We start from the raw sequence: 24207 nt of genomic DNA on the forward strand, positions 1-24207 counted from the left end.
CTGCCTATCCGGTAGGTTTGCCTGGTGAGCCCGGCACGCCGAGCCAACCGGTGCCCAGGACCATCAGGGAAGCCGTCGTCACCATCAGCCCGCCAAACGAGCCGCTGAACAGCGACACCAGCAGGGTGGAGAGGGGGAAGAACGCGACGTAGATGACCATCTCCCCTACCCCCATGGGCGTTTTCATCGTCTTCGCGTAAAACAGCAGGTAGTAGAGCGGCCCGCCGAACCAGATGCCGAGCAGCATGGCCATGGCAGACGTCATGAGGAGCGCCTGGGACGAAGTCCTTTTCACGAAGAACCAGCAGGTCAAGCCGCAGGCAAGGGGAAGCAGGAGTATTTTGACGATGATCCATACCGCGGTGGAGAGTTCGGTCGCGAAACGGGTGATCAGCGCGTCACCCCCCCAGAACACAAGCCCGCCAAGCAGGGGGCATATGAGCCAGATGTGAGATTTCTTCATGGGCTTCCCGCCACGGCGATACCAGGGAGGTATCCCGTTGCCAGCCGCCGGTACGCATCGGCCTGGTCCCTCTCCCAGGCGGCATCCCTCCCCAGTTCCACCGCCATGAGCTGTGCCACCGCCGGCGCCATCTCCATGCTGGCCCGGGCATCGAGGAAGAGCGCCCGGGTCCGGCGCGCCAGGACATCTTCCACGGTCCGGGCGTATTCCAGCCGCACCCCCCAGATCACGTCGACCCCCCGCCAGTGGTATCGTGGATGAAGCATGTCCCTCCAGGCGGGGTTCTCCTCCGCCAGCCCTTCCACCTCTACGGCGTCGCTGCCGTACTCCCCGCCGGTCATCCCCTTTTCGGTAGCTTCTCTCCACCCATGGACCCGCAATTCCTGCGTGACCGGTGGTCGCTCGACGAGCCCGGCAACCGCGGCGGCAGCCGTGACCGTCTCTTCCCCCATGTGGCGGTAGGTGGTCCATTTCCCCCCCGTAATGCTGACGAGGCCGGAGTTGCTGACGAGGAGGGTGTGGTCGCGGGAAAGGGAGGCGGTTGTTCCCCCCTTGTCACTCCTGACCAGGGGGCGCAGGCCGGCGAAGACGCTCAGCACGTCATCGGGTGCCGGGTCGCGGGTAAGGTAGCGGGCGGCGTGGGCGAGGAGGAAGCCGATCTCCTCTGGCAGGGGGCGCGGTTCGAGGGGGGTGCTGTCCACGGGGGTATCGGTGGTGCCGACGATGACCCGGTCGTGCCAGGGGACGGCGAACAGGACCCGGCCGTCGTCGGTGTGGGGGACCATGATGGCGCTGTCGCCGGGGAGGAAGGAGCGGTCGAGCACCAGGTGCACCCCCTGGCTCGGGACGATGACCGGCGCACATTCCGGTTCGTCCAGCCGCCGGACACCGTCGGTGAAGACGCCGGTGGCGTTGACAACCACCCGGGCCGGGAGCTCGAACTCCTCGCCGTTCTCCTCGTCCCGAGCTGTCACCCCGGTCACCAGACCGTGCTCCTTCATGAGTCCCGTGACCCGCACGTAGTTGAGCGGCGTTCCCCCCAGGTCATCCAGGGTCCGGGCCAGGGCGACGGCCAGGCGGGCATCGTCGAACTGGCCGTCGTGGTAGATCACCCCCCCCTTGAGCCCCTGGGGTTCGACGGTCGGGATGCGGGCCAGGGTCTCCTCCCGGGAGAGGAGCTGGGAAGGCCCCAGGCCGAGCTTTCCCGCCAGCATGTCGTAGAGCTTCAGGCCGATGCCGTAGAACGGCCCTTCCCACCAGTCGTAGAGGGGGACCACGAAGGAGAGGTTGTGCACCAGGTGGGGGGCGTTCCGGATGAGGAGACCCCGCTCCCGCAACGCCTCCAGCACGAGGGAGACGTTTCCCTGCTGGAGGTAGCGGACCCCGCCGTGGATCAGCTTGGTGCTCCTGCTCGACGTCCCCTTGGCGAAGTCGTGCTGCTCCAGGAGGAGGGTGCGGTACCCCCGCCCGGCGGCATCCACCGCGGTGCCGAGGCCGGTGGCCCCGCCGCCGATGACGATGATGTCCCAGGGAGTTCTGTCCTCCAGCCGCTGGATAAACCGGTCGCGGTCGCTATTCATGACGAGGGTTCTCCCGGCACGGCCCATCCCTTGGCCCTTTCCAGCGCCCGGCTCCAGCCGGCGCGCAGTTCCGCCGCCCGTTCTGCCGGGAGCGTGGGGGCGAAGGTCCGGTCCAGCTGCCAGTGGGTGGCGATCTCTGCCTGGTCCTTCCAGTAACCCACCGCCAGCCCGGCCAGGCAGGCGGCACCGAGGGCGGTGGTCTCGTGAACGGTGGGGCGGGTCACCGGTACCCGGAGGAGGTCGGCCTGGAACTGCATGAGCAGGTCGTTGCCAGCTGCGCCGCCATCCACCCGGAGCTCCGCCAGGGGGAGGCCTGCGTCGTCCTCCATGGCCTGGAGGAGATCGGCCACCTGGAAGGCGATCCCTTCCAGGGTTGCCCGGGCGATGTGGGCAGCGGTGGTCCCCCGGGTGATGCCGACCATGGTCCCCCGGGCGTACTGGTCCCAGTGGGGGGCGCCGAGCCCGGCGAAGGCGGGGACCAGGTAGACCCCGCCGCTGTCCGGTACCGACGCGGCCAGCGGTTCAACCTCGGCGGCGGAACGGATGATGCCGAGCCCGTCCCGCAGCCACTGTACGGCGGCACCGGCGATGAAGACGCTCCCCTCCAGGGCGTAGTCGGTACGGTCGCCGATGCGCCACGCCACGGTGGTGAGGAGGTTGTTCCGGGAAGGGACTGCCGTGGCGCCGGTCTGCATGAGCATGAAGCAGCCGGTGCCGTAGGTGTTCTTGGCCATGCCAGGACGGGTGCAGGCCTGGCCGAACAGGGCTGCCTGCTGGTCGCCGGCGATGCCGGCGATGGGGACCGGCACGGCGAAGAGGCCGGGAGTGGTCTCGCCGTAGACCTCGCTGGAGCCGACCACCTCGGGGAGGAGGTTAGCCGGTATCCCCAGCAGTTCCAACAGTTCCCCGTCCCAGCACCCCCGGTGGATGTCGAACATCAGGGTCCGGGAGGCGTTGCTCACGTCGGTAAGGTGGCGTCTCCCCCCTGTCAGGTTCCAGACCAGCCAGGAGTCGACGGTGCCGAAGGCGAGTTCGCCCGCTTCGGCCCGCTCCCGGGCACCGGGAATGTTGTCCAGGAGCCAGGCGAGCTTGGTCCCCGAGAAATAGGCATCCAGTACGAGGCCGGTCCGCTCCCGGAAGAGCGGCTCCCTCCCCGCTTCCTTCAACCGGTCGCAGGCGGCCGCGGTGCGGCGGTCCTGCCAGACGATGGCGTTGTGGAGCGGTTTGCCGGTCTGCCGGTCCCAGAGAAGGGTGGTCTCCCGCTGGTTGGTGATGCCGATGGCCGCGATGTCGGCCATGGTCAGTCCCGCCCGGGTGACCGCCTCCATGGCGACCCCGACCTGGGACGCCCATATCTCGTTCCCGTCCTGCTCCACCCACCCCGGCTGGGGGAAGAACTGCCGGAACTCCCGCTGTGCCATTCCCCGTATGGTGCCGGCCCGGTCGAATACCATGGCTCGGGAGCTGGTGGTCCCCTGGTCGAGGGCGAGGATGAATTTCATGGTTCCTCCGCGAAAAGTGGTCTGCCATCCAGTATACTTGAAGCAGTGCAAAGGGCAAAGCGTCGTCTTTGCCCGGTCCGCCACGGAGAATGACATCCCATGCGCCCCAGCTTCCATCCATCCCTCATAAACGGCCCCTTCGACGACCCGGGGGTCTACGTCGATTTCCTCTTCGAGCGGCGGGCGCTCCTCTTCGACCTGGGAGAGCCGGGCCCCCTTACCCCCCGCAAGCTTCTGCGGGTCAGCCACATCTTCGTCTCCCATACCCACGTTGATCACTTCATCGGCTTCGACAACCTGGTGCGCCTCTGTCTGGGGCGGGACAAGCGCATCCATCTCTTCGGCCCCACCGGTTTCACCGACCGGGTCGGCCATCGGCTCGCCGGGTACACCTGGAACCTGGTGCAGGACTATCCCACCGATTTTACGGTGGTGGCCACCGAGCTCTACCCGGACGGCACCGCTCTGACGGCGGAATTCCACTGCCTGCGCCAGTTTGCCCGGGAAGCGGACCGTCGTGAAACCTTTTCCGGCGGCATCATCCTGGACGAGGAAACCTTCCGGATCCGTGTCGCCTTTCTCCAGCACCGGATTCCGTCTCTCGCCTTTGCCCTGGAGGAGAAACGGCACGTCAGCGTCCGGAAGAACCGGCTGGAGGAACGGGGATGGCGGGTCGGGCCGTGGCTCGCCGAACTGAAGCGGGCCATCCTTTCAGAGACGGCGGACGATGTCCCGTTCCGGGTCTGGTGGCGGGAGAGAGGAGCGGTACACGAGGAGTTTCACCCCATCGGCGTGTTGAAAGAAGAGATCGTGACCATTGTCCCGGGCCAGAAGATCGCTTACGTGACCGATGCGGTCTTTACGGCGGAGAATGCCGACCGGATCGTGGAACTGGCCCGGGGGGCCGACTACCTGTTCATCGAGGCGGTGTTCCTCCATGTCGAGGAGGAACGGGCTTTTGACCGCTGCCACCTGACGGCGCGCCAGGCGGGGGAACTGGCCCGGGCTGCCGGGGTGGCCCGGGTGCAGCCGTTTCACTTCTCCCCCCGCTACCAGTATGTCGAAGAAGAGGTGCGGCGGGAGGTGTCGCAAGCTTTCGCCGGCAGCGGAACGCCGGAGTGAGGAAGGGGCTGTCGCCAGATGTCACCTTCATTTCGGTTTATTTTTGCGGATTTTCCTCTATAATTACTCTGGCGTTTTTGCTGGCTGCGCGGGGTGTCGCCTGGTGCGGGGAGAGGGGGACAAGATGACGTTTGACCAACTGGAAGAGCTCTCTGCTGCCGCGATGGAGGCCATGCAGGAGGGGGACACGGCTGCGGCCCTCCTCTGTTTCGAGAGGCTTTTGGCCGTGGAACGCCGCCCCCTGTACGTCTCCTGCCTGGCGTACTGCGTGGCCCGGGAGCGGGGGGAGTTCAAACGGGCTGTATCTCTTTGCAAGAACGCCATCAAGGATGAGCCGAAAAACGCCGCACATTTCCTGCTGCTTGGGCGGATCCACCTGCTGGCAGGACAGAAAAAAGACGCCATCAGGATATTCCGGATGGGTCTTCGGCATCAGCGGAGTGTCGACATCCAGAGGGAACTCGATCGGCTGGGGGTGAGAAGGGACCCGCCGGTCCCCTTTCTGCGGCGGGATAATCCGGTCAACAGGGTGCTCGGCAAAGCGCTGAAAATAATCGGCGTGAGGTGACCAGGCGTTCGAAAGGTCCAGTTCAGGGGGGAGAATGATTCGTCATATTACCTTGAAGAGCCATGCCAGGACCGAATTTATCGACATCACCGGTGACGTGAGGGAGCTGGTGAAGCAGGCCGGCATCAAGAGCGGGGTCCTCCACCTGTTCATCCTCCACACCACCGCGGCAATCACCGTGAACGAGGGGGCAGACCCGGCAGTGCAGCGGGACATCAGTCGTTTCCTCAGCAAGCTGGTTCCCAACGATCCCTACTTCACCCACAGTGAAGGAAATTCCGACGCCCACATCAAGTCGTCACTGGTCGGCACCTCCCAGACCCTGCTGGTGGATGGGGGAAAACTGGTGCTCGGCACCTGGCAGGCGGTCTACTTCTGCGAGTTCGACGGGCCGCGGGAGCGGAAGGTCGCCGTGCGGATCGCCGCCGACGACTGAAACAGCATCCCTTCAAACACGAACGGCACCATTCCGGTGCCGTTTTTTATTCCCTGGTGTCTCAGGAGTGGGTCGTACCCCCAGTCCGTCAGCGGGCCATGAGCTCGTTGCACAAATTCTGATAAATTTCTTCTCCGTTGATGAAACGGGTGATCCTCACTCCCATGCCGCACTTCTTGACGATGTGGATCATCTGGGGGGGAACCTTCTTGGCCCACATGACCCGTCCTTCGAGGTGGAGGATCTGGTCGTTGGAGATGGTCAGGATGATCTTGATCTTGGTTCCCGGCGGACAGATGTTGGTGGTCTTGATGAACAGTCCTTCGGGGGAAATGTCCTCCGTGAAGGCCATGCGAACCGGTTCATCCACCCCGAAGCGGAGCGCAAACCGCTTGCGCAGCCGTATGATGTCCCGTTTCTCCGCCATTCCCCGATCCTCCCCCCGCTAATTAAAAGAGTCGACCCTAACCTATCATTTTTTTTGCCAATGTAAATAATTTTTTAAAGAAATAATTAATGCGGGAGGCGAACAGGAGGGTGTCCGGAGAGGAGAAATATCTTCTTCCCTCCATCTGTCTGGAGCCGCGAGGGGTGAGCGGCATGGTGCGCTCACCCCTCGCGTGTCGCAGGTTATCAGGATTTGAGGTAGGCGCCGATTTTTTCCGCCAGGGTCCGATAGATACGCTCGCACTCCGCCGCGTCCTTCTCCAGGAGGGTGACCCGGAATCCCTGGAGGGGGGAGTTGAAGGAGGAGAGGGGGACGATGCAGATGCCGGTGTGGGCGAGGATGTAGTAGACGAAACGCTTGTCGGGCGATACGCCGGGGGCGTTGACGAGCCCTTCCACCAGCTCCTTCACCTCCGGATTGGAGATCGGGAGGCTCTGGCGGTGATTGAGGAGGCCGTCTTCGAAGGCGACCGCCATGTAGAAGGCGCCGTTGGTCCGGTTGACCATGAGTCCCGGCACCTCTTTCAGGCAGTTGTAGGTGATGTTGCTTGCCTTCTCGTAGCAGGCTATCCGCTCCGCCAGGTAGGAGGCGTAGAGGGGGTGCTGCATGATCGCCGGGATGGTCCGCTGGGGGAGGGTGGTGGAGCAGACCTCGTTCATCTTGGAGGTGAGGATGGCATTGATGTACTTCTTGAAGCGCTCGTCCCGGCCGTAGTTGTAGACTTCGGTCCAGCCGCAGCGGGAGCCGGGCCAGGGGAACTCCTTGGAGATACCCTTCATGGCGATGGCGGGGACGTCACCGATGACGTCGGAGATGGGGACGGTCCGCTCGCCGTTGTAGACGATGTTGTTGTAGACCTCGTCGGCGATGATGAAGAGGTCGAACTCCCGGGCGATGGCGACGATTCCCCGCAGGGTTTCCACGGGATAGACCATCCCCGTCGGGTTGTCCGGGTTGATGATCATGATGCCGGCGATCTGGGGATTGTACTTGACGTGGTTGCGGAGATCCTCAAGGTCCGGGAGCCAGTTGTTGGCGGGATCGAGCCGGTAGCAGACCGGCGCGGCGTGGGCGTGGGCCGCTTCGCCGAGTGAGTGGGTGGTGTAGGTGGGGGAGGGGAGCAGGACCCGTGTTTCGGGCCGCAGGCAGCCATATACCTTGGCGATGGCGTCCCCTAGGCCGTTGAAGAAGATGATGTCGTCCGGGGTGATCTGTGCCCCGCCGCGACTGTTGGTAAGGTTGCAGATGAATTCCCGGGTCTCCAGCACGCCGCGGGTGTGGCAGTACCCCCAGCTCTCGTTGTGCATAGCCTCGCGGGCCACGATTTCCTTCATCCACTCCGGGATGACCTCCCCCTTGACGATGGGGTCGCCGATATTCTCCCAGTTGATCTTCACGCCGTGCTTCTGGAGCTTCTCCGCCACGTTGACGATGTTCCTGATCTCGTAGGTCAGTTCCCCCGCGCCGTGGCTTACAATGTCGCTTCGCATGATGCCTCCCTGATGCTGTGTAATGGTGAACGGTGTCCGTGTTTCAAAAACAAAAAGGCCGTGGGGGATGCCCACGGCCATTAGGTAGAAGATAAGCGGAGAGTGCTTACATGGCGGCGGGCGAACCTGCGGCGAAAGACGCCGCGGCGCTGATAGCTCGTGCCGGTGCTGCTGCCATGTTCAGTGCGATCCTTTTCATGCTGTTTCGAATACCACAGAACATTGGCCTAAGTCAACGTTTTTGTGGGTCAAATGTCTCGTCGATGACGACGAGGAAACGGCCGTCACCGTCCCGCCACCGTATCCAGCCGGCTGCGGCCAGGTCGATCATTGCCAGTGCCCAGTCCTCCTGCACCTGGATGACCCGCAGGTTGCGGGAGGCGGAAAGAGTCTGTACTTCGGGGGAGGTGGTGGCCGGCTCCTTCCGGAGACTGTACAGGTTCTTTTTCATGCCGGCAAACAGCCGCACCACCCGCCCTTTCAGAAAGGTGTCCCAGTCGTCGTACTGCCAGTGCCGCTGGAGCTGGACCCACCCCTCCCGTCCCGCCTCGTCATAGGCGATGCGCAACCATGCACCCCTTTTACCCTGGACCGCCACCGCCGTTTCCCCTGGCGCCGCTTTCAGCACCTGGCTCAAGGTGGGGAGCTTTGCCGGTGGCAGCTCTGCCAGCCGGCCGACTCCCGGTTCCCGGTAGAGGGTGATGGTGCCGGGCGCCACGGTATCCGTCGGCGAAGCTGGGCGGATCAGAAGGATGCCGATCCCCGCGAACGGGCGTGGCTTGGCGGCAGCGTGCCCGACAGGGGGTACGAGCAGGGAGAGCGAGAGGAGAACGGCGAGAAACAGTCGGGTCGGCATCGGTTTACGGGGTGAAGAGGGCTTTCAGGCGGGCGAGGTATTCCACGCTCTCCGGCGATCCCTCCTCCGGTGCCCAGGGCGCCAGTTCGTCGGCGGTCAGGGGGCGGTAGGGGCCGGCCTTGGCCTCGAAAAAGACGGTGCCCGGCTCCAGGCTGATGGCGGTATGGTACCGGCCGTGGGGGATGTCGACGGCGAAGGTCTCCCCGCCGGCCGCGATGATCCTGGTCTCCTGCACCCGGCCGTCGTCGTCGAACGCCACCACCCCCATGCGGCCCCGCACCATAACCATGGACTCATCCTTGTTGGGATCGGCGTGGCGATGGGGGCGGATGTAGGTGTCCGGTTCCACGGCGTTCAGGAGCCGGTGGCAGCAGAAGTCGTCGGTGGGGTGGAGATTATGGTTCTTCCGCTGGCGCGGCGCATCCTTGGCCGCGGCGGAGAGCCGGTCCAGGAGTGCCTGGTCGAGGTAGTTCATTTGGTGCTCCATAAACGGCAATTGAACACGGAAAAGGCGGATAACATCTCTGATAACGGCGGATAAAAACCCACAAAAGGTTGTCGCTTCAAATCTGCAGTTATCCTGTTTTGCCGGTTGATATGTGCTCTTGAATCTCAAAAAACGGCAATTGAACACGGAAAAGGCGGATAACGTTACGGATAACGGCGGATAAAACCCCCAAAAAGGTTGTTGCTTCAAATCCGCAGTTATCCAGTTTTTTTCTGCGTTTTCCGCGTTCAAATTAGGTTTTTCAGGTTTTCCCGATTTTTCAGCGTTACCCCTCCACCAGGGCGAACTGGTTGCCGTCCGGGTCTGCCACCACCGCCATCTTCCCCCAGGGGGACTTCTCCAGCGGCTCGGGGAACGTTACCCCTGCGGCGACCAGCTCCTGGTACAGTTCGTCCAGGTTGCTCACCACCAGGGTGATGCCGGTGTGTCGTCCCACCAGCGGCATCGCCGCCTCGTGCATGGCGAGCGCAACGCCGAGATTCGAGGTGGCGCCGGGGAAAAACTCCATGGTGGCGACCGACTCCTGGGAGAGGGGAAGCTTCAACTGCTCCTTGTAGAAATGGCGGGCCTTGTCCAGATCGCGGACGAAGACCACCACGTTTTTCATCTTGGTGACCATGGCGAATATCCTTTTCTAAAGGGTTTAGGGGAAGAAAATAGCAGAGCGGCGCACGGCTGGCAAGGGCAATTTGCTCCACTGCCGAGGTGAATAATCCGGTATGGGTAATGCCGGCATTTTCCGCTGATCACGTCCGATTGGATGGGGGGGCTGAGGTTGGGGCTGCGGGGAGGCGTTAAAGGGGATAGAACAGCTGGCCGTGCCTCATGATGCTCTCCTTGAGCTTCTGTTCCCCCAGCCTGTCCCAGTGGAGCACGTCCAGCTTGAATACGAGCGGCAGGGCATCCAGCTCGTTCCAGAGCCGATTGAACTCCTGATCGTTCATGTTCGGGGCCACCACCGCCAGGTCGATGTCCGATGAGGGGGTTGCCGTACCCTTGGCGCGGGAACCGAAAACAAGCACCCGCTCAATGTTTGGATAACGGACGAATATTCCCGCAAGATCGGTGTAGTGCCGTTCCGCTATGCCGAATATCAGGTTGTCGTCTGCCATGATGTTGCCTTCTCGGCCAGTTGCCGGAACAGTGTCACCGCATGTTCGGTGACGTAAGCATACACGTCATCGGCAAGCTGCTCGTTGTACGTGTGGCTGGTGAGGTTGCGCATTTTCTGCAGATCGCTCCAGGCGTTGCCGTCATCGATCAATCCTGCCTGCAAGGCTGCCTGCAGGGTTTCGCGGGGAGTCCTGACAAAAACATCCTCGGCCTCCAGCCGGAGCTTGAGCATCTTCCAGGCGATTTCGTGGGTGAATTCGAAGCGCTGGATGACTGAATCACGCAGGAATTCGTCCTTGGGCTGCTGCGCCGCCTTCACAAGCTGGTCAAGTGCTTTGAGGTAGTCTGCAATCCGTTCCTGCAGGCGTTCAGTATCCATTGATGCGCTCCTCGTTTCGACTTCATGCGTGTATTACGGTTATGGACAGAAATTTCACCTACGTCAAACCCTTTTTCTCACATTTTTGTTGCAAGCTGTACCCGGTTTTCCAGGGAATGGATCTTTGCCTTCAGGGTGTCGGGTATCTTGAGTTTCGTGTTGGCCGCAAAGTCGAAGAAAACGATGATGTCGGTGACCTCGGTGGCGAGTTCCCCCTTGTCGTCATAGATGTAATGCTGCAGGGTGAAACTGGTGTTCTTGATGGCGCTTACCGTCGAATAGACGGTTACATTGCCGGGGTAGAACAGCTGCTTCTTGAACTGGGTGCTGCTGGAGGCCAGGACCGGCCCCTTCCTGTCGGTGAGTTGCAGCTGCATGAGGCCGAGCGCCTCCAGGTAGTGGGTCCGCGCCGACTGGACATACCGCAGCACCGATATGTTGTTCACGTGGTGGAACATGTCGATGTCACACCAATCGATGCGGAGTTTCATCTTGCTGGCAAACTGTTGCATTGAAGCTCTCCCTGTTTGACGTCAATTCGGGGTCGGACGGAGGACCCCGAGCAGTTCCTCGATGAAGAGGTCGATATACTCCCGGCTGATGGCGCTGGAATGGGGGGTGATCAGCACCTTCGGCTCATGCCATAAAGGGGATTCTGGGGGAAGCGGCTCGGCGGCGAAGACGTCCAGCCCCGCCCCGGCCAGCGGGCCGTCGTGCAGGGCCTGCAGCAGGTCCGCCTCACGGTAGCAGTTGCCCCGTCCCAGGTTGTAGAGGCAGGCTCCCGGTTTCATGGCGCTGAAATGCCGGCCGGTGAAGATCCCCTCGGTTTCCCTTCCCCCCGGCAGGAGGAGCACCACGTGGTCGGCATGGGGCAGCTCCTCCTCCAGCCGGTCGAAGGGGACGACCCTGTCGACCACCGGGGGGGCCGCGTACCCTTCCACGCTCCGTTTCACCCCCGTGACCCCGGCCCCGAACGCCTTCAACAGTTCCGCCACGGACTTCCCCAGCGCGCCGAAACCGACGATGAGCACCTGCTGGCGGAAAAGCGCCACGCAGTCGCTGTACCCCATCCGTCCCCAGACCCTGTTCCTCTGGTCGTCCAGGGATGTGCCGATGCGCTGGTTGAAATGGAGCATCATGGAGAGGAGGCTCTCCCGCATGATACGGCCGTGGAAGGTGCCGTAGCGGGTCATCACCCGGCCGGAAGGGTCTTCGTCAACCCAGTCGTGGCCGGCGGCAGGGGTAAAGAGCGCCTGAAGTTTCGGGGCGTTATGGTACCATTCCGCCTTGAATCGCCAGGCCAGGACGCATTCCGCATCGGGGAGGCGGGCCAGGAAGTCATCGGTGTCCCGTGCCACGGTGATGGGAATATCGGGAAGCGCCGCGCGGAGCTGGTCGAGGTGACGCGGCTTGAAGGCAAAGGCGTCGATGGTGTGATGGAGATGGATGAGGAGGTTGGTTGGTTTCATGATGGTTTCAGTTGTTTGTATAAATGGGAATGTCCGTGATCAAGCCGGTGCCTGCCGTTGGTTGTGCGTTTGCCGTTGTAGAATCAGGCGGCCCGCCCCATTTCTTCACGAATGACTTTGCGCAGGGTCTCTTCAAGGGTGCCTGAATCCTTCGAGAGGTACTCTCGTAAGGCATCATTAATCAGGGTCTGATACCCTTTGCCTGCCGCATCAGCACGTTTGCGAAACTCTTCGAGAACAGCATCGTCAAGATACATGGTGATGCGCGTTTTTCCGGTCTGCGGCACGACAGCGCCACGCTTTGCTTTGGAAAAATCGTATTCAGCTTTCATAGTATCCCCTTTCTTTCGCGGTTGCGGGGCGTGCCGAAATCAGCCGGATTTCCTCACCGCGGTACATGAAGACGACAACAAGAACTCTCCCGGTTGCATCCACACCAATCGTAACGAATCTCTGCTCTCCGTCCGCGTCTTTATCCTCGCGCGTTAAGGCCATCGGATCAAAAAGCACCGCTTCAGCATCGGAAAACCTGATCCCGTGCTTACGGTAGTTGGTAGCAGCCTTGTTCGGATCGAAAGTGATTCTCATAGTCTATCTTGATTGTATGTATTTTGTATGTATATGTCAAGGAGGGAAACCGGCAGGATATGTTTGGGCTGAAGCTTATTCGCATGGAAGATTAAAGGGGCGGAACCATGCATTTGACGCATCAGCTCTCTTATTGTCAAATGCGTAGGTCTGACCCCTTATTCCCTTCCCTATTTCCCGTGGCTTACCCGAAGGATTCGACCATCGTCTTTGCTGATCTCAGCCTCCGGTACGCCACCTTTCCACCCGTGGGGGAGGGAGCCCCTCACCTGCCAGATTCCATCCTTGAGAATTGCTTTGTAGGGCTTTTTCCCTTCTACCCGGTCTTTCCCATAGATCGGTACCCAGACGGCAACCGCAATCGCGATGGCGGTCGCTTCATCGGGAACATACCCTTCAGCAGGCTTCCCGGCTGCGTGCAACACTCCATGGGGTGCAATTACTGCAAACAGCATGACAATCGTTATCATTCTTTTTATTGTCTTCATGTTGACCTCGCAACGGGGCTAGGCGAGCTTTCTTGGCCGGTGTTGTGCTTAGTTGAATAGTTTTTTAGCCGCAAACTATTCGTATTTCTTATATCTTCCCCATTGATATAGTAGATGGTCTAAATGAAAAGGACTCATTTTGAGGGAATTTGCAATGGACTGAGACAATACAAAATGATCTTTAGAACTAAGCTTATTGCAATCGCTATAACCAAGTAATGCTGGAAATTCATTCTTAAAATGATGGTCAACTTTCACAAATTGGTCACATCCAATATCTTTCAAAAAATCGCAAATAAGGGCTGTCCCCACATTATAAATGTTGGTTGAGAACCCAGATACATAGGCCCAGATTTCATATCCTGATTTACCATTTATCTCTTTCAGTTCAGAATAAAAAGACTCTAAACCTAATTTAAGCCGGCGATCCATTTCCATGCTTCCGTCCAACAGAACAGAAATCATCCTAGGTTGAAATTGATTTGATTTTAGGTCGAACTTTTCTCGTGCTTGGATATTTTCAGCAATCTCATGGAGTTTCAGAGGGGTCCAGTTTTGGTCTAAAAGAAAGGCCTTTTCAGAATATATCTGTGACAAACAATCAGGCAGCATCTCAGGGGTTGGGATACTCCCCGCTATTGAGGAAAGATATTTTCTTAACGGAGCGTAGGTAAAGCAGCAAGTGAAAAACGTCTTCATCAAATCAGGAATGCACACCGGTCTTTTGGGGAGTTCCCATCGCTCGAAAAATGTGACTATGCATTCTCTATCCAGATTTTCCATCGAGATTTGATTGTCATGGGCAAAATTTATTAATAAATCCCGCCTTCTCATCAATTCAGAGTGTACCCGATTTACTTCGTCGGGACTGATATATGAATCAAATCTTGCGAGTTTCATTATGATTGCCTCCAGTCTTGTATCATTCAACGACATAAATCTGACCGGCTGTTTTAGTGTAGGTCTTGGCGCTAGTTGAGCATTATCCTTTCAACACAAAATAGATCTGTCCCGGGTTTTCCCTATTCGACTGAATTTAGAATTACACGTATCTTCCTGTATCCACGACACTCAGATCAAATGTTGCAGGGGCGGCGACGATGTCGGAAACCTTCTTGAAAAAATCGACACGCACCATCTCGATCCCGGGAGACCCTGCCAGTGACGCCAATAGTGCGTCGAGCCCCGCGTTGAATGATATCGATAATACGTGGGCTGACTGGGCTGCACCGGGGATTATTTTGTCGAGTGTGAGAATAGCGGGGGTCAGGGAGATGTCGGGTGCGTTGCATACGAGGAACTTCCTTGCACCTGCCGCATACAGGGCACCGACATTGTTGCCGATGGAGGTGAGGGCGCTGGCGAGGATGGTAGGATCGGCTGCCGCCAGTGCGTCGCGGACGTCGTTGCTGCCGAACTCGATCACGTAGAGGGCATCGGCCGGGGCAGTGCCGCCAAAGGCGTTGAGAAAAGCGTTCACCTGGAAGCCGAAACCGGCGTTGCCCACACCTTCGCGCGCCCTGGCGCCGCCGACCGCGTAGTTGGTCGCGTCGGTTCCCAATTCCCGGAAGGCGGGACGGGTATTCCCGGCGAACCCCAGCGGCCGCGCGAGCTGTTCGATCCAGGTCGCACCGTTACTGAAGTGGAGTCCCCCTTTCGCGTAGGGTCTGTCCGGAATGAGGAGCTGGTCAAGGTACGCGTAGGGTGGCGTGTTCGCCGCACCTACGAAAACAAATGCGTTGCCGGGGTCTGACAGGCTGTCTCCGAATACCACGATGCGGCTGAACGTGGTTTGGGCCGCGGCCCAGCCCGGCACCTGCAGTACGAGGATCAGTAAAATGCCCATAACGGTCCATCTGGTAGTGCTCATCGTTTTCATATGTGTATAGTCCTCACTGGTTGTCGATTGAGTCGGCCCCCACCCAACCCTCCCCCGCTGGGGGAGGGTAAAGAGTTCTCCCCCCGGAGGGGGGAGGAAGGAGGGGGGCATGGCGAAATAGTTAACAGAACTAATCCCTGCAATTGTGCCGATGGTGACGGTGCCGGATTCACCCCCTTTTGATGTGGATTGATTAATATTTTCCAACACATCCTACATCAATTCGTGGGCATTGCAAGGTTCACCATAATGACAATCAATCGACAAACTGCAAATTGTCATACCCCGTCCCATCGGCTACAATGTGAGTCACACTACGCAAAGCCGGGTTCTCCTTGTAACCCCACACGTCCTCCCCCTCACTCGGCCTTTAGCCACCCTCTCCCAGAGGGAGAGGGGAACTGAATCCCTTCTCCCTTCGGGAGAAGGATAGGATGAGGGCAGGGGCAAAGGGAGTTATGGTCCGGATGAATAATCATGAATTGCCGAGGAAGGAATCAGCCATGAAAACCGCTTTCCACCCCCGCAGGGTCTATGTCGCCGCATCCTACATGGCGCCGGTCGGCCGGTACAACGGCAAGGAGCGGGAGGAGCTTTCGTTCCTCGGGCTGGCGGAGAAGAGCGGGGCGGTGTTCGAGGGGAGCCCGGTCCGGCGCAAGGAGATCGAGGCGGTGGTCGTGGGATGCCAGAGCCCGGTCGCTTTCTCCCGCGTGGACAACACCGCCGCCAAGGTGGCAGGGGTGCTGGGGGTGTCGGGGACCAAGTCGATCCTCATCGACACCGCCTCCTCGTCGGGGGCGACCGCCTTCGAGGTCGCCTACCAGATGGTCGCCTCGGGGAGCTGCGATCATGTGCTGGCCATCGGCATCCAGAAGATGAGCGACGTCTCCACCCCGGAGGCGACCCGGATCGTGGCGGGGGTGATCGACCGTGACGAGGCGGAGTTCGGCCTGAGCATGCCCGCCTGCGGGGCGCTGGTGGCGCGGGCGCTCATGGAACGGCTCGGACTGTCTCTGGACGAGTGGACCGCTTTTTCGTCGCTGCTCACCCAGCGGGCCCACCGCTACGCCGCAAAAAACCCCGACGCCCACCTGAATTTCGAGATCGAGGTGGAGGAGTACTACCGCCAGATCGTCAGCGGGAAGAACTACCCGTACTGGTGGCCGCTCCGTTACCACGACTTCTGCCCCATGTCCGACGGGGTGGCGGCGGTGATCCTCACTTCCCGTCCCCAGGAGGTGCTGGCGGCCGGGGTCGGGAGCGCCACGGACATCCCGACCATCGCCGACCGGAATTACTTCCACTCCTTCCCCGCCACGGTCCGGGCCGCCGCCGAGGCGTACGGCATGGCGGGGCTGAAGGAGGTCCGGAGCCTGGAGGGGATTCTCCACGTGAACATGCACGATCCCTTCAACGGTTTCGGCCCCATCAACATGGTGGACCTGGGGATTCTCCCCCGCCACCGCCTGCTGGACGGCCTCCTGGACGACGAACTGACGGGGGAGAAGGGACTGTTCCCCACCAACCTGACGGGGGGGCTGAAGGGGCGGGGGCACCCCCTGGGGGCGACGGGGATGATCCAGGTGGTGGAGAACCACCGCCTCATCCTGGAGCGGGGATTCGGTGCCGGGCTCTCCCACTCCATCGGCGGCCCCATCAATAACAACGTGGTGATTCTGCTGGAGCGGGAGGACCATTTCGACAAGCGGCGCCACGAGCCGTTCAAGCCGTGGGGATTGCCGTCCCTCGGGCGGACCAAGCCCGCCAACATGACGGTGGAGGCGCTCCTGGCACGGAACGGGCCGGTGGAGGGGGATTTCGTCACCGCCACCACCCGCTTCGACCACAAGAGCGGCGAGCCGCTCAACACCGTCATGGTGGTCTCCTGCCGCTGCGAGGCGGGGGAGCGCTACAACTTCCTCTTCGGCATCGGCGGCGAGTTCTACGACCGGACCGCCCCCCTGACGGCGGGGGACCGGGTCACCCTGGAGCGGTCGAATGGGGATATCCTCGTCAACCGGATGCCGGTCCGGCGCTTCTACCGGCGGACCCTGGACGGTCTGGTGGAGCTGGCGGAAGCGGCGCGGCGCAGGCTCATGGGGTGAGGGAACGGCGAAGGGAATAATGCCCGTAATGCCCCATCCAGAGCCGGTTTGTGCATGCCTCTTCCGCTCCTGAAAAAATCCCAACAAACCTGTTTACAAACCGTCCGTATTTTTTTACAGTGGGACCTCCATTCGATGTCGCACACCAGGGAGAACGCCATGGAACAGCTGCAGAGCACCCCGCTTCTGGCGGAACACGAACGACTCAAGGCGCTTCTTGCCCCCTTCGGCGGCTGGAACATGCCGATCCAGTACGAGGGGATCATCGCCGAGCACCGCTGGTGCCGGGAAAAGGCGGCACTGTTCGACATCTGCCACATGGGAGAGTTCCTCTATAAGGGGGACCTGGAGGCGGGGGGGCTGGAGGACGTCTTCACCTTCTCCGTCAAGACCATCCCGGTCGGCCGCTCCCGCTACGGCTTCCTCCTCAACGATGTCGGCGGGGTCATCGATGATCTCATCGTCTTCCGCCTCGGCGAGGACGAGGCGATGATCGTGGTGAACGCCGCCACCATCGCCAACGACTTCGCCGTCATCCAGTCCCGCCTCAAGGATGGCGCCCTCTTCGCCAACATATCCGCCGATACCGGCAAGCTCGACCTCCAGGGACCCCTCGCCCGCCAGGTGCTGGTGGACGCATTCGGCCCGGAGATCGGCCAGATCCCCTATTTCAAGTTCATCAGGACTACCATCCTCGGGGTGGAGGCGATCGTCAGCCGGACCGGCTACACCGGCGAACTGGGATACGAGCTTTTCCTCCCCGCCGACAAGGTGGTGGAGCTCTGGAACCTGCTCCTGGCGGACGGGCGGGTGAAACCGGCCGGCCTCGGCGCCCGTGACGTGCTCCGCCTGGAGGTGGGGTACAGCCTCTACGGCAGCGACATCGACGAGGCGACCACGCCGCTGGAGGCGGGGCTTGACGCCTTCGTCAACTTCGACAAGGCGTTCGTCGGGAAGGATGCGCTCCTGAAACAGCAGCGGGAAGGGGTAAAGCGGACTAAGGTCGCCTTCCAGGTAGGCTCTCGCCGCTCCCCCCGCCACCACTACGAGATATGCTTCGAAGGGGAAGGGATCGGCACCGTAACGAGCGGGGTCTTCTCCCCCATGCTCGGCTGCGGCGTCGGCATCGGCTTCGTCCGCCCCGACGTGGCCGCCCTCGGAGCTCCGCTTACCATCATGCACGACAAGGTGAGCATGGAGGCGACGGTGGTGGAATTGCCGTTCTATAAAAACGGCTCACTGAGAAGCTAACCGGATAGCCTGCTCCAGAGTTGCATAGCGAGGTGCATTTATTGTTTTGAACCCTTCTCCCTGAGGGAGAAGGTGGCTGAAAGCCGGATGAGGGGTTTCTCCCCCTCACCCTGTCCCTCTCCCTCAGGGAGAGGGAACGTTGATGCTGCCTGTGGCGGATGTTCAAGAAACTTTATATATCTCAACAATACAGGGGAGGGGAATGTTATGGCTGAGACTTATTTCACTAAAGAACACGAGTGGGTCAAGATCAAGGAAGGGATCGCCAGCGTCGGCATCACCGAGTATGCGGCCCACCAGCTGGGGGACGTGACCTTCGTGGAGCTTCCCCAGGTGGGGAAGACGGTCAAGCAGTTCCAGGTGCTCTGCGCCATCGAGTCGGTGAAGGCGGCGAGCGACATCTACTCCCCCGTTTCCGGGACGGTGACCAAGGTGAACGAGGCGCTGGAGGACCGGCCGGAGATCGTCAACGAGGCGGCCGAGGATGCGGGGTGGATGGCCTGGATCGAGATGAGCGACCCCTCCGAGGTGAAGGCGCTCATGGACCGGGCCGCCTATGACGAGTATCTCCGGGGTCTGGAATGAGCGATTCCCATTACTGTCCCAATACTCCCGACGAAATCCGGGAGATGCTCGCCGCCATCGGTGTGGCGAGCGTGGAAGAGCTGTTCGCGCCGATCCCGGCGGAGCTTCGGGCCAGTTCCTTCGACCTGCCGGAGGGGATGTCGGAGTTCGAGCTGTTCCAGCGGATGCAGTCCCTGGCAGGGCAGAACGCCCAGGGGATGACCAACTTCATCGGCGGCGGCTACTACGATCACATCATCCCGGCGGTGGTGGACCACCTCTCGGGGCGGGCCGAGTTCTATACCGCCTATACTCCGTACCAGCCCGAATGTTCCCAGGGGACCCTCCAGGCGCTGTTCGAGTACCAGACCGCCATCTGCCGCCTGACCGGGATGGAGGTCGCCAACGCCTCCCTCTACGACGGGGCGACGGCCCTGGCGGAGGCGGCCATGATGGCCCTGCGGGTGACCAACCGGAACCGGCTCGTCATGGACGGCGGGGTGAGCCCTTTCACCCGGCAGGTGGTGCGGACCTACCTTGACAATCTCGACGTGGAGATCGTCGAGATCGCCCCGCAGCAGGGGGGCACGGATCGGGCGGCGCTGCTGGCTGCCCTGGACGACCAGACCGCCGCGGTGCTGGTGCAGAATCCCAACTTCTTCGGCACCCTGGACGACCTCACCGGCCTGGCGGATGCCGCCCACGCCAAGGGGGCGCTCCTGGTGGCGTCGGTCTACCCCATATCCCTCGGGCTGGTGCAAAGCCCCGGCGCCATGGGGGCCGACATCGTGGTGGGTGACGGCCAGAGCCTGGGGAATCCCCTCTCCTTCGGCGGTCCCTCCTTCGGCTTCATCGCCACCACCAAGAAGTACATCCGGAACCTCCCGGGACGGATCATCGGCGAGACGGTGGACAAGGAGGGGCGGCGCGGCTTCGTCCTCACCCTCCAGGCCCGGGAACAGCACATCAAGCGCCACAAAGCGACCTCCAACATCTGCAGCAACCAGAGCCTCTGTGCCCTGCGCGGCCTCATCTTCCTCGCCAGCATCGGCAAGCAGGGGTTCGCGGAACTGGCCCGGCTCAACCATGACAAGGCGGAATTCGCCAAGAGCACCCTCGCCGCCATCAATGGTGTGACCGTCGTCAACCGCGGCGCCACCTTCAACGAGTTCACCCTGGCGCTGCCGAAAAACGCCGACGAGGTGGTGGCGAAGCTCCTCCAGTCCCATACCGCTGCCGGCGTACCGCTCGCGGCCTATTACCCGGGGATGGAGAACTGCCTGGTGGTGACGGTGACGGAGAAGCGGACCAAGGACGAGATACTGGCCCTGGCCAGGGAACTGGAGAGGGCGCTATGAAACTGATCTACGAACAATCCGTTGCCGGTCGCCCCGGCGTGAAACTGCCGGCCGCCGACGTCCCCCGGGCAGCCGACCTCCCCGCCGGCCTGCTCCGGGACGAGCCGGCCGGTCTTCCCGAGGTGAGCGAACTGGACGTGGTGCGCCACTACACCAACCTGTCGCGGCGCAACTTCTCGGTGGACACCAACTTCTACCCCCTCGGCTCCTGCACCATGAAGTACAACGCCAAGGTGCTGGAGAACGCCGCCGGCCTTTTCTCCCCCTACCACCCCATGACGGCGCTTCTCCCCACCGGCGAGCGGTTCAGCCAGGGCTCCCTCGGGATGCTCCATGAACTGGGGAGGTGGCTGGCGGAGATCACCGGCATGGACGAGGTGACCACCCAGCCCCTGGCCGGCGCCCACGGCGAGATGACCGGCATCATGCTCATCGCCGCCTACCACAAGGCGAAGGGGAACAGGAAGAAGTACGTGGTGGTCCCCGACTCATCCCACGGCACCAACCCGGCATCCGCCGCCATGGTGGGGTACGAGATCATCACCGTCCCGACCGCCCCCTACGGCGACATGGACCTGGAGCTGTTCCGGCAGGCGATGAACGACGAGGTGGCGGCGGTCATGATGACCTGCCCCAACACCCTCGGCCTCTTCAACCCCCATATCAGGGAGATCGCCGACATCGCCCATGCCCACGACGCCCTCATGTACTACGACGGCGCCAACCTGAACGCCATCCTGGGGAAGGTGCGGCCGGGAGACGTGGGGTTCGACGTGATCCATGTCAACCTCCACAAGACCTTCGGCACCCCCCACGGCGGCGGCGGGCCGGGGAGCGGTCCGGTGGGGGTGAAGACGTCCCTCGTTCCTTTCCTCCCCATGCCGCGGATCGTCAAGAAAGATGACGACAGCTACGCCCTGGAAACGGACCGCCCCGCAAGCATCGGCCGGACCGCCAACTTCTTCGGCAACTTCGGGGTGATGGTCAAGGCCTTCGCCTACATGGCCATGCTCGGCCGGGAGGGGCTCATCCAGGTGAGCGAGCAGGCGGTCCTGAACGCCAACTACATCATGAGCCAGTTGAAGGATTACTACGACCTCCCCTACGACCAGACCTGCATGCACGAGTGCGTCTTCTCGGCGGGCAAGCAGCTCAGGCACGGGGTGCACGCCATCGACATCGCCAAGTACCTCATCGACCGGGGATACCATCCCCCCACGGTCTACTTCCCCCTCATCGTCAAGGATGCGATCATGATCGAGCCGACCGAGACCGAGAGCAAGGCGACCATGGACGCCTTCATCGCGGTGATGCGGGAGGCGGCCGCGGCGGCGGAGAAGGACCCGGAAGCCCTCCATACGGCGCCGGTCTCCATGCCGGTCTCCCGTCTCGACGAGACCAAGGCGGCGCGGGAGCAGAACGTCTGTCACATGAAATGGTAACGATGGGCGGGGTGGGGAGTTCCTCCCACCCCTTTCCCGCAGCTCCGCTATGAACAGTTCCCCTTGCCACTGGCGCCTCATCGATACCGGCTCCCTTTCCGGCCCTGCCAATATGGCGGTGGACGAGGCGCTCCTCGACAGTTTCGACCCGGCCGTTTCCCCGCCGGTGCTCCGCCTCTACGGGTGGGAGCCACCGGCTTTTTCATTGGGGAAATTCCAGGTGGCGGAGGAGGTTCTGCGCCTGGACCGCTGCCGGGAGGCGGGGATCCCGGTGGTCCGGCGGGTGACGGGGGGTGGGGTCATCTACCACGCCGCCGAGCTGACCTACAGTATCGTCTGCACCCAGCGCCACATCCCCGATGCCACCTCCGTCAAGGGTGCGTTCCGCTCTCTCTGCGGGTTCCTGCTCCTTGCCTACCGACAGCTCGGCCTCGATGCCTCCTTCGCCGTCGACCGGCATTCCGGCCACGGGCGGCTGGGGGGGCGGACCCCCTTCTGCTTCGCCGGCAAGGAGGAGTACGATATCGTCGTCGGTGGCCGGAAGGTGGGGGGGAATGCCCAGCGCCGCGTCCGGGAGACGATTTTCCAGCACGGCTCCATTCCGCTGGAAAACAGGGTTGCCATGGCACTCCCCTTTCTCCGGGAACGACCGGCGGGGGTGGAAGAAGGGACCGCCAGCCTGGCGGAGCTGGGGGTGACGCTGCCGGTGGAGCGGCTCAAGGGGGTGCTCGTGACGGCGTTCCGGGAAAACCTGGGGGTCGAACTTCGCGAAGAGGGGCTCACTGCCGCCGAAGCTGCCCTGGCGGAAAAGCTGCAGCGGGAGAAGTACGAAACCGACGGATGGAATCGGGAAGGAAGAGAGACATGAAGATCACCCGCCGGCCGGAATGGCTGCAGAAGAAGATATCGCCCGCTGCCCACGCCGACATGGAGCGGCTCCTGGGGGATCTGCGACTCCACACGGTCTGCCAGGAGGCCCACTGCCCCAACATCTCCGAGTGCTTCCGCCAGCGTCAGGCGACCTTCCTCATCCTCGGTCGGCTCTGCACCCGCCTCTGCTCCTTCTGCAACGTCACCAAAGAGGCGCCGGAACCGGTGGACCCGGCCGAACCGGGGCGTGTGGCGGGAGCGGTCGTCCGTCTCGGCCTCAGGCACGTGGTGATAACGAGCCCGACCCGGGACGACCTGCCGGACGGGGGAGCAGAGCATTACGCGACGACGGTTGTGGCCATCCGGGAGAGTGCTCCTGAGACGCGCATCGAGCTTCTCGTCCCCGACTTCCAGGGGGAACGGGCCAGCCTTGCCGTGGTGGTGGCGGCCCGGCCCGACATCGTCGGCCATAACCTGGAAACGGTCCCCCGTCTCTACCATATCCGCCAGGGGGCCGACTACATGCGCTCCCTCCGTGTCCTGGCAACGCTGCGGGAACTGGCACCAGACCTCCCCACCAAGTCGGGGCTCATGCTCGGCCTTGGTGAGGAGGAAGGTGAGGTTATGGAGGTACTGGCCGACCTGCGGAGGGTGGGGTGCGCGTATCTGAGCCTCGGGCAATACCTTGCACCGAGCAAGGGGCACCAGCCGGTAGAGCGCTTCGTCGAGCCGGCGGAGTTCGAGCAGTACCGGGAGAAGGCACTGACCATGGGGTTCGCCCACGTGGAGAGCGGCCCCTACGTCCGGAGTTCCTACCACGCGGAGCAGTACGGCTCCCTTAATACGTCCCAAGCTTGAAAAGCCAAACCGACACTCATATCATTCCACTTTGAAATTCGATGGCGCGGAAATCTGCCGGAAGATTTCCCCGAAAAACACCCGCATCGCTTCCCAGGAACGCATATCCGCCTTCTTGTTGTAGGCGGCTCCCTTCAGGTGATAGCCGTCCGCTTCCGGGTTGGTGAAGCTGTGGACCGCTCCGCCATACTTGACGAGCTGCCAGTCCACTCCCGCCTGGCGCATCTCGTCCTCGAAGGCCGCAATCTGCTGTGCCGGAACGAAGGGGTCGTCGGCGCCGTGGAGGACGAGGACCTTCGCCTTGATGGCCCCGGGCTTGGCAGGGAGCGGCGTGTCCAGATTGCCGTGGAAGCTCACCACCCCCGCCAGCGGCGCACCACCCCGTGCCATCTCCAGGACCGTAGTGCCGCCGAAGCAGTAGCCGATGGCAGCCACCCGTGCGGGATCGGTCATCTTCTGCTGCAGCAGGACATCGAGCCCCGACCGGGCCCGGGCGCGCCCCAGGGGGCGGTCATTCTTGAACTGTCCCGCCAGCTTTCCCGCCTCTTCGGGGGTCTTGACGAGCACCCCCTTGCCGTACATGTCCAGAGCGAAGGCTATGTAGCCGAGTTTTGCCAGCTGCTCGGCGCGATGCCGGACGTAAGCGTTGTGTCCCCACCATTCATGCACCACCAGCACACCGGGGCGTTTTCCCTTCACGCTGTCATCCCAGGCCAGGTACCCCTGGAGCAGGGTGTCGCCGTGGCGGTAGTCGATGGCCTTGGTCCGGACCTTCGCTTCGGCGGTGCAGGTGAAAAGCAGGATCACGAGAAGAGGGAGCAGAACTTTCATGGTTCACCTCCTGGGCACAAGCGGCCCGGTTTTTGCTGT

Annotated in this window: 28 protein-coding genes; 10 read left to right on the forward strand and 18 right to left on the reverse strand. The window is 61.8% G+C overall.

The features are described from left to right. Positions 1 to 4: 4 nt before the first annotated feature. Genes KI810_RS04115 through glpK form a run of 3 tightly spaced genes read right to left on the reverse strand, consistent with a single transcriptional unit; the run spans position 5 to position 3545 of the window. Positions 5 to 463 (reverse strand): hypothetical protein, encoded by a 459-nt coding sequence (locus KI810_RS04115; protein WP_214174185.1) that lies wholly within the window; start codon positions 461 to 463, stop codon positions 5 to 7. Continuing rightward, positions 460 to 2043 (reverse strand): glycerol-3-phosphate dehydrogenase/oxidase, encoded by a 1584-nt coding sequence (locus KI810_RS04120; RefSeq protein WP_214174186.1) that lies wholly within the window; start codon positions 2041 to 2043, stop codon positions 460 to 462. The genes KI810_RS04115 and KI810_RS04120 overlap by 4 nt, the downstream gene beginning before the upstream one ends. After that, positions 2040 to 3545 (reverse strand): glycerol kinase GlpK, encoded by a 1506-nt coding sequence (gene glpK / locus KI810_RS04125; RefSeq protein ID WP_214174187.1) that lies wholly within the window; start codon positions 3543 to 3545, stop codon positions 2040 to 2042. The genes KI810_RS04120 and glpK overlap by 4 nt, the downstream gene beginning before the upstream one ends. Positions 3546 to 3644: 99 nt before the next feature. Here glpK and KI810_RS04130 point away from each other — a divergent pair, with 99 nt between their 5' ends. The 3 genes from KI810_RS04130 to KI810_RS04140 all read left to right on the forward strand — a co-directional run bounded on the left by KI810_RS04130 (position 3645) and on the right by KI810_RS04140 (position 5671). Then, positions 3645 to 4667 (forward strand): ribonuclease Z, encoded by a 1023-nt coding sequence (locus KI810_RS04130; RefSeq protein ID WP_214174188.1) that lies wholly within the window; start codon positions 3645 to 3647, stop codon positions 4665 to 4667. A 124-nt stretch (positions 4668 to 4791) separates the two neighbouring features. Then, entirely contained in the window at positions 4792 to 5235 is a 444-nt protein-coding gene (locus KI810_RS04135) for a tetratricopeptide repeat protein (RefSeq protein ID WP_214174190.1), read from the forward strand. Between the two features lie 34 nt (positions 5236 to 5269). Beyond that, positions 5270 to 5671 (forward strand): secondary thiamine-phosphate synthase enzyme YjbQ, encoded by a 402-nt coding sequence (locus KI810_RS04140; RefSeq protein WP_214174191.1) that lies wholly within the window; start codon positions 5270 to 5272, stop codon positions 5669 to 5671. 88 nt (positions 5672 to 5759) lie between these two features. Here KI810_RS04140 and KI810_RS04145 read toward each other — a convergent pair whose 3' ends face one another. The 14 genes from KI810_RS04145 to KI810_RS04210 form a co-directional block, all read right to left on the reverse strand. After that, on the reverse strand, positions 5760 to 6098 hold the full coding sequence (locus KI810_RS04145; protein WP_214174192.1) for a PilZ domain-containing protein: 339 nt from the start codon (positions 6096 to 6098) through the stop codon (positions 5760 to 5762). A 206-nt stretch (positions 6099 to 6304) separates the two neighbouring features. Beyond that, a complete protein-coding gene (locus tag KI810_RS04150) occupies positions 6305 to 7609 on the reverse strand; it encodes a pyridoxal phosphate-dependent aminotransferase (protein WP_214174193.1) in 1305 nt (434 codons plus the stop codon). A 232-nt stretch (positions 7610 to 7841) separates the two neighbouring features. Then, positions 7842 to 8465, reverse strand: coding sequence for an SH3 domain-containing protein (locus KI810_RS04155; RefSeq protein ID WP_214174194.1), 624 nt, complete (start codon positions 8463 to 8465; stop codon positions 7842 to 7844). 4 nt (positions 8466 to 8469) lie between these two features. Further along, complete coding sequence (locus KI810_RS04160) at positions 8470 to 8940, reverse strand: WbuC family cupin fold metalloprotein (RefSeq protein WP_214174195.1); 471 nt, start codon at positions 8938 to 8940, stop codon at positions 8470 to 8472. A 298-nt stretch (positions 8941 to 9238) separates the two neighbouring features. Further along, a complete protein-coding gene (locus tag KI810_RS04165) occupies positions 9239 to 9592 on the reverse strand; it encodes a VOC family protein (RefSeq protein ID WP_214174196.1) in 354 nt (117 codons plus the stop codon). A 175-nt stretch (positions 9593 to 9767) separates the two neighbouring features. Next, on the reverse strand, positions 9768 to 10085 hold the full coding sequence (locus KI810_RS04170) for a nucleotidyltransferase family protein (protein ID WP_214174197.1): 318 nt from the start codon (positions 10083 to 10085) through the stop codon (positions 9768 to 9770). Then, the gene (locus KI810_RS04175) at positions 10067 to 10465 is read right to left on the reverse strand and encodes an HI0074 family nucleotidyltransferase substrate-binding subunit (RefSeq protein ID WP_214174198.1); all 399 of its coding nucleotides are present in this window, start codon (positions 10463 to 10465) and stop codon (positions 10067 to 10069) included. Before KI810_RS04175 ends, KI810_RS04170 begins: the two co-directional genes overlap by 19 nt. A 77-nt stretch (positions 10466 to 10542) precedes the next feature. Beyond that, complete coding sequence (locus KI810_RS04180) at positions 10543 to 10977, reverse strand: acyl-CoA thioesterase (RefSeq protein WP_214174199.1); 435 nt, start codon at positions 10975 to 10977, stop codon at positions 10543 to 10545. Between the two features lie 21 nt (positions 10978 to 10998). Continuing rightward, the gene (locus tag KI810_RS04185; protein ID WP_214174200.1) at positions 10999 to 11934 is read right to left on the reverse strand and encodes a D-2-hydroxyacid dehydrogenase; all 936 of its coding nucleotides are present in this window, start codon (positions 11932 to 11934) and stop codon (positions 10999 to 11001) included. Between the two features lie 83 nt (positions 11935 to 12017). Beyond that, positions 12018 to 12266 carry a BrnA antitoxin family protein gene (locus KI810_RS04190; RefSeq protein ID WP_214174201.1) on the reverse strand — a complete coding sequence of 83 codons (249 nt, stop codon included), beginning with the start codon at positions 12264 to 12266 and terminating at the stop codon, positions 12018 to 12020. Next, positions 12256 to 12522, reverse strand: a complete 267-nt coding sequence (locus KI810_RS04195; protein WP_214174202.1) for a BrnT family toxin — start codon at positions 12520 to 12522, stop codon at positions 12256 to 12258. The genes KI810_RS04190 and KI810_RS04195 overlap by 11 nt, the downstream gene beginning before the upstream one ends. 170 nt (positions 12523 to 12692) lie before the next feature. Next, positions 12693 to 13010, reverse strand: a complete 318-nt coding sequence (locus KI810_RS04200; protein ID WP_214174203.1) for an NTF2 fold immunity protein — start codon at positions 13008 to 13010, stop codon at positions 12693 to 12695. 75 nt (positions 13011 to 13085) lie between these two features. Continuing rightward, entirely contained in the window at positions 13086 to 13910 is an 825-nt protein-coding gene (locus KI810_RS04205) for a hypothetical protein (RefSeq protein ID WP_214174204.1), read from the reverse strand. 142 nt (positions 13911 to 14052) lie between these two features. Then, positions 14053 to 14856 carry an SGNH/GDSL hydrolase family protein gene (locus KI810_RS04210; protein ID WP_246525141.1) on the reverse strand — a complete coding sequence of 268 codons (804 nt, stop codon included), beginning with the start codon at positions 14854 to 14856 and terminating at the stop codon, positions 14053 to 14055. A 536-nt stretch (positions 14857 to 15392) separates the two neighbouring features. On the opposite strand from KI810_RS04210, the gene KI810_RS04215 reads away from it, so the two are divergent. From KI810_RS04215 to lipA, 7 genes are all read left to right on the forward strand, one after another. After that, positions 15393 to 16994, forward strand: coding sequence for a thiolase family protein (locus KI810_RS04215; RefSeq protein ID WP_214174206.1), 1602 nt, complete (start codon positions 15393 to 15395; stop codon positions 16992 to 16994). A gap of 159 nt (positions 16995 to 17153) precedes the next feature. Beyond that, the gene (gcvT, locus tag KI810_RS04220; RefSeq protein ID WP_214174207.1) at positions 17154 to 18245 is read left to right on the forward strand and encodes a glycine cleavage system aminomethyltransferase GcvT; all 1092 of its coding nucleotides are present in this window, start codon (positions 17154 to 17156) and stop codon (positions 18243 to 18245) included. 207 nt (positions 18246 to 18452) lie between these two features. Then, positions 18453 to 18830 (forward strand): glycine cleavage system protein GcvH, encoded by a 378-nt coding sequence (gene gcvH / locus KI810_RS04225; RefSeq protein ID WP_214174208.1) that lies wholly within the window; start codon positions 18453 to 18455, stop codon positions 18828 to 18830. Further along, positions 18827 to 20167: an aminomethyl-transferring glycine dehydrogenase subunit GcvPA gene (gcvPA, locus tag KI810_RS04230; protein WP_214174209.1), complete on the forward strand. Its 1341-nt coding sequence runs from the start codon at positions 18827 to 18829 to the stop codon at positions 20165 to 20167. The genes gcvH and gcvPA overlap by 4 nt, the downstream gene beginning before the upstream one ends. Continuing rightward, positions 20164 to 21609, forward strand: a complete 1446-nt coding sequence (gene gcvPB, locus KI810_RS04235; protein WP_214174210.1) for an aminomethyl-transferring glycine dehydrogenase subunit GcvPB — start codon at positions 20164 to 20166, stop codon at positions 21607 to 21609. Before gcvPA ends, gcvPB begins: the two co-directional genes overlap by 4 nt. 49 nt (positions 21610 to 21658) lie before the next feature. Continuing rightward, positions 21659 to 22477, forward strand: coding sequence for a lipoate--protein ligase family protein (locus KI810_RS04240; protein ID WP_214174211.1), 819 nt, complete (start codon positions 21659 to 21661; stop codon positions 22475 to 22477). Next, the gene (gene lipA / locus KI810_RS04245) at positions 22474 to 23337 is read left to right on the forward strand and encodes a lipoyl synthase (protein WP_246525142.1); all 864 of its coding nucleotides are present in this window, start codon (positions 22474 to 22476) and stop codon (positions 23335 to 23337) included. The genes KI810_RS04240 and lipA overlap by 4 nt, the downstream gene beginning before the upstream one ends. Before the next feature lie 21 nt (positions 23338 to 23358). Here lipA and KI810_RS04250 read toward each other — a convergent pair whose 3' ends face one another. Further along, the gene (locus tag KI810_RS04250; protein ID WP_214174213.1) at positions 23359 to 24168 is read right to left on the reverse strand and encodes a dienelactone hydrolase family protein; all 810 of its coding nucleotides are present in this window, start codon (positions 24166 to 24168) and stop codon (positions 23359 to 23361) included. Positions 24169 to 24207: the final 39 nt, after the last annotated feature.

The sequence above is a fragment of the Geomobilimonas luticola genome, assembly GCF_018476905.1.
Classification (GTDB): domain Bacteria; phylum Desulfobacterota; class Desulfuromonadia; order Geobacterales; family Geobacteraceae; genus Geomobilimonas; species Geomobilimonas luticola.